The 3,806-nt window shown below is 70.8% G+C and carries 4 protein-coding genes and 1 pseudogene; 2 read left to right on the plus strand and 3 right to left on the minus strand.

The genetic code is table 11. From position 1 onward, the window contains the following. Positions 1-639 (minus strand): DUF4097 family beta strand repeat-containing protein (locus tag ABZ281_RS41745; protein ID WP_356663157.1); only part of this gene is annotated, 639 nt, incomplete at its 3' end. 250 nt (positions 640-889) lie between these two features. Between ABZ281_RS41745 and ABZ281_RS41750 the strand changes: the two genes are divergently transcribed. Beyond that, a complete protein-coding gene (locus ABZ281_RS41750) occupies positions 890-1,768 on the plus strand; it encodes an NAD-dependent protein deacetylase (protein WP_356663158.1) in 879 nt (292 codons plus the stop codon). A gap of 93 nt (positions 1,769-1,861) precedes the next feature. After that, positions 1,862-2,317: an SRPBCC domain-containing protein gene (locus ABZ281_RS41755; RefSeq protein WP_356663159.1), complete on the plus strand. Its 456-nt coding sequence runs from the start codon at positions 1,862-1,864 to the stop codon at positions 2,315-2,317. Between the two features lie 9 nt (positions 2,318-2,326). Here ABZ281_RS41755 and ABZ281_RS41760 read toward each other — a convergent pair whose 3' ends face one another. Together ABZ281_RS41760 and ABZ281_RS41765 are read right to left on the minus strand one after the other, a co-directional pair. Then, positions 2,327-2,842, minus strand: coding sequence for a hypothetical protein (locus ABZ281_RS41760; protein ID WP_356663160.1), 516 nt, complete (start codon positions 2,840-2,842; stop codon positions 2,327-2,329). Continuing rightward, positions 2,827-3,806 (minus strand): annotated as a pseudogene (locus ABZ281_RS41765) (glycosyltransferase family 2 protein); the annotation flags it as partial. The gene ABZ281_RS41760 and the pseudogene ABZ281_RS41765, both read right to left, overlap by 16 nt.

A 3,806-nucleotide genomic window follows, 5' to 3' on the forward strand; every position in this document is an offset into this window, starting at 1 on the left:
GGTGGTGGCGTGGATGGTCAGGCCGGCGGCGGCGCCGTCGGTGTTCCTGAGGGCGTTGTGGATCCGGCCGTGGCCGGTGCCGGCGTCGAGGGCGGCGGAGACACCGTGGGCGGCGGCGACGGTGATGTCGCCCTGCTCGGTGCGCAGTGCGACGGCGCCGGACACGGCCTCGGCGATGTGCAGGTCGCCCTTCTGGGTGGTGATCTCGGCGGGGCCGCCCAGTCGGCCGACGGTGATGTCGCCGGCGAGCAGGGTCAGGGTGGCGCTGCCGGTCTCGTCGAGCTTGACCGAGCCCTGGGCCGCGTCGAAGGCGACGTCGCCGAGGCGTCCGACGCCGCGCAGGTCGGCGGCGGCGCCCTTGGCCTGGACGCGGGAGCCTGCGGGCAGTTGGACGGTGACCTCGACGGATCCGGAGTGGCCGAGGATGCGGTTCTTCGCCGCGGGGGCCGCGATCCGCAGGACGCCGCCCTCGTGGGCGATCTCCATCTGTTCCGCCGCCTTGACGTCGCGGCTCTTGGCGGGGTCCGCGGGCAGCACCTCGACGGTGGTGTCGCTCCGGTCGGCGGCGATGAGGCGGATGCGTCCGGCGGGGATGTCCAGGACGGCCGAGACGGGGGCGGGGCTGTCGAACTTCTGCATCGCTGTTCTCCTTGGCCGGGCTTCGCTCCGTCGTTTCCAACGATGAAAAAGCTACGTTGCATTCACATACGCTGCAACGATCTCGTTGCACGCAAAGTTCATATCCGCAGTTCAGAGGCGACATTTCATTGCAACGACTCTGCCACCTAACGCAACAACACCACCCGCATCGTTGCAATGGAATGAAGGTGAACGCTCTGGAGGGCTCACCGTGAGCCGATGCCGGGCCCCTGTTCCGTACCCTGACGGCATGCGTATGCGCCCCACCCTGAGCTGGACCCCTGCCGGGGACCTGCCGCCGGGGACCACGGATCTGGAGCCGGTCACCGATGCGCTGCGCACCGGTGGAGTGCTGGTGCTCAGCGGCGCGGGCATCTCCACGGAATCAGGCATCCCCGACTACCGGGGCGAGGGCGGGAGCCTGAGCCGGCACACACCGATGACCTACCAGGACTTCACGGCCGACGCACACGCCCGGCGACGATACTGGGCCCGCAGCCACCTCGGCTGGCGCACCTTCGGCCGGGCCCGCCCCAACGCCGGCCACCAGGCCGTGGCCGCCTTCGGGCGACACGGTCTGCTCTCGGGTGTCATCACCCAGAACGTGGACGGCCTGCACCAGGCCGCCGGCAGCGAGGGCGTCGTGGAACTCCACGGAACCCTGACCCGGGTCCTCTGCCTCTCCTGCGGCGCTTTCAGCCCGCGCCGCGAACTCGCCCTGCGGCTGGAGGAGGCCAACCCGGCGTTCGAACCCGTGGCCGCCGGAATCAATCCGGACGGGGACGCCGACCTCACGGGCAATCAGGTCGAGGGCTTCCGCGTGGTGTCCTGTACGGCCTGCGGCGGCACGCTCAAGCCGGACGTCGTGTTCTTCGGCGAAAGCGTTCCGCCGCAGCGGGTCGAGCACTGCCGAGGGCTGGTGCGCGCGGCAACCTCGGTGCTGGTCCTCGGTTCCTCGCTGACGGTGATGTCCGGGCTTCGCTTCGTCCGCCAGGCGGCGAAGGAAGGCAAGCCGGTCCTGATCGTCAACCGGGATCAGACCCGGGGCGATCAGCACGCTCTCACCAGGGTTTCCCTCCCGCTGGGCACAACTCTCAGCACCGTCGCACACCGGCTGGGCATCGCCTAGTCGTCACCCTGCCCGGGAGGGGTTCTTCACCGCTCGGCACCATAGACTGGGCATGACGGTCCTTCCCGGCGCTCTCGGTGGGAGGTGGGCGTGATGGCACAGGTCAGCGAGCTGAGAGTGCGCCTGCGGCGCACCCTGAACGGATCGTGCCCGGTCGTGTTCCGGGAGCTGACCGATCCCCGGGAACTGGCCCGCTGGTGGGGACCGGACGGGTTCACCATCCCGAGTGTCGAGAGCGACCTCCGCCCGGGTGGCGCCTACCGCATCGCGATGCGGCGACCGGAAGGCGAACTGTTCTACCTGGTTGGCGAGTTTCTCCAGGTCGAGCCCCCCGAGCGCCTGGCCTACACCTTCCGCTGGGAGGATCCCGACCCCGAGGACCGGGAGACGGTGGTGACACTGTCACTTCACGACATCGATCCCGCGCGGTCCGAACTGATCCTCGAACAGGGCGACTTCGCCTCGGAGCGGCGGCGGGCCCTCCACGAGGAAGGCTGGCGTCAGGGCCTCGGCAAACTCGGGGAGCTGCTCGCCTCGCAACGGAATTGATCCCGCCGATCAGTGCCCGGCGGCCGCCTTCACCAGGGCGACCGCCACACCGATCGTGGCGTCCGCGAGGCCCGCCACCAGTGCCGCCAGGGTGCCGCCTCCCATGCGCAGCCCGCCCACGCAGCCCCACAGGAAGAGGGAGACCACGCACACACCCGCTGCCGCGAGCAGCGCGGCGTGCAGGGTCAGGACGTCCAGTGCGGCCAGGGCGATCAGCACGGACGGGCCTGCGGCGCAGGACAGCAGGGGGCTGCTGACGTACAGCATGCGGCGCAGTTCACGGCCGGTGGCGAGGTGCCGGTGGACGGTGCGGTGCGCCTGCTGGTCGGCGACGAACGCCGCGAGCCAGAGACCCAGAGCGGTCGTCAGGACCGTGGCGACGGCGCCGAGGGCACCCACCTCGCCGAAAGACAGACCGACCACCACGGCGATCATCGTGATCGTCGCGTAGATGCGCTCCTTCAGACGGTCCGCCAGTACACCGGCCTCCGCGTCGGGCGGCATGTCCGCTAGCCGGTCGTCCACCGGCTGATGCCCCTCACACGGCGCAGGGCCACTGTCAGCCTGATCGGAGCCACGCGCAGTACCAGGGCTCCCCTCGGACCGCCTGGGAGCGGCTTTGCGTAGAAGGGACGGCCGAGCCGGGACGCGCGAAACCACCGGGTGCCGGACAGTGCCCTCGTGACCGGAACGGGGATGCGGCCCCCCGGTTCGTCCGTACGGAGGGTCAGCGTCCACCGCCCTGGCCGCAGTTTCCCCACCGGCAGGCGGGCGGTGAAGGCGGGACTGCCGTCACGTGCGTACAGCAGGGGCACCTCTCGCACCGAGCCCGAGTCCTCTTCGGCCCGCAGCGCGGTGACGGGGCGGCCTGCGGCACCGTCGGTCAGGCGGCCGCTGACGACGAGCATGGCGGGTGCGGAGGTGTCCCAGGCGATCCCGGTCACACGGCAGATCGGATCGACCTTCGCTTGCCGGAGCTCCAGGGAGAAGTTGCCGTGGGGGGTGAAGAAGGGGCGTGCGATGGTGGGGCCGTATCCAGGCCGGAGGTCGGAGGCCAGCTCCCGCTGCGGCGGAGCGTGCCGCTCGCCGTTCGCGTCCGCACGGGCTCGTCGGAGCCTCACCGTCCGGCTGACTCCCTGGGCGCGTAGATCCAGGTAGAGCTCCCACACGCCGTTGCCGAGCGGGCCGCCCGAGTCCACGCTGTCCGGGTCCACATCGACCGTGAAGCCGATCCCAGCGCCCTGGCCGTGGTGCGGGGCCGTGCCGACGGTCGCGGGCACATGGATGTCCGGGTGCCGGAAGCCGTTCGGGCGCAGGACCAGTCGGGTGTCGGACTGGAGGGGGCCGAGGGACTCGATATGGGCGTGGCCGGCGAGTCGGAGCACATCGCCGTCGCCCGTCCAGGCCGCTTCGGCCAGTTCGTGGTGGACCGGGATGCGGCTCGTGACGTCGAAACAGGTGTCCGGGACCGCCTTCGCCGGGTCACGGA

The organism is Streptomyces sp. NPDC006265 (assembly GCF_040613555.1).
Classification (GTDB): domain Bacteria; phylum Actinomycetota; class Actinomycetes; order Streptomycetales; family Streptomycetaceae; genus Streptomyces.

Coding starts and splice junctions, on each gene's coding strand:
- ABZ281_RS41755 (WP_356663159.1), top strand. CDS start 1,862: ATGGCACAGGTCAGCGAGCTGAGAGTGCGCCTGCGGCGCACCCTGAAC.
- ABZ281_RS41750 (WP_356663158.1), top strand. CDS start 890: ATGCGTATGCGCCCCACCCTGAGCTGGACCCCTGCCGGGGACCTGCCG.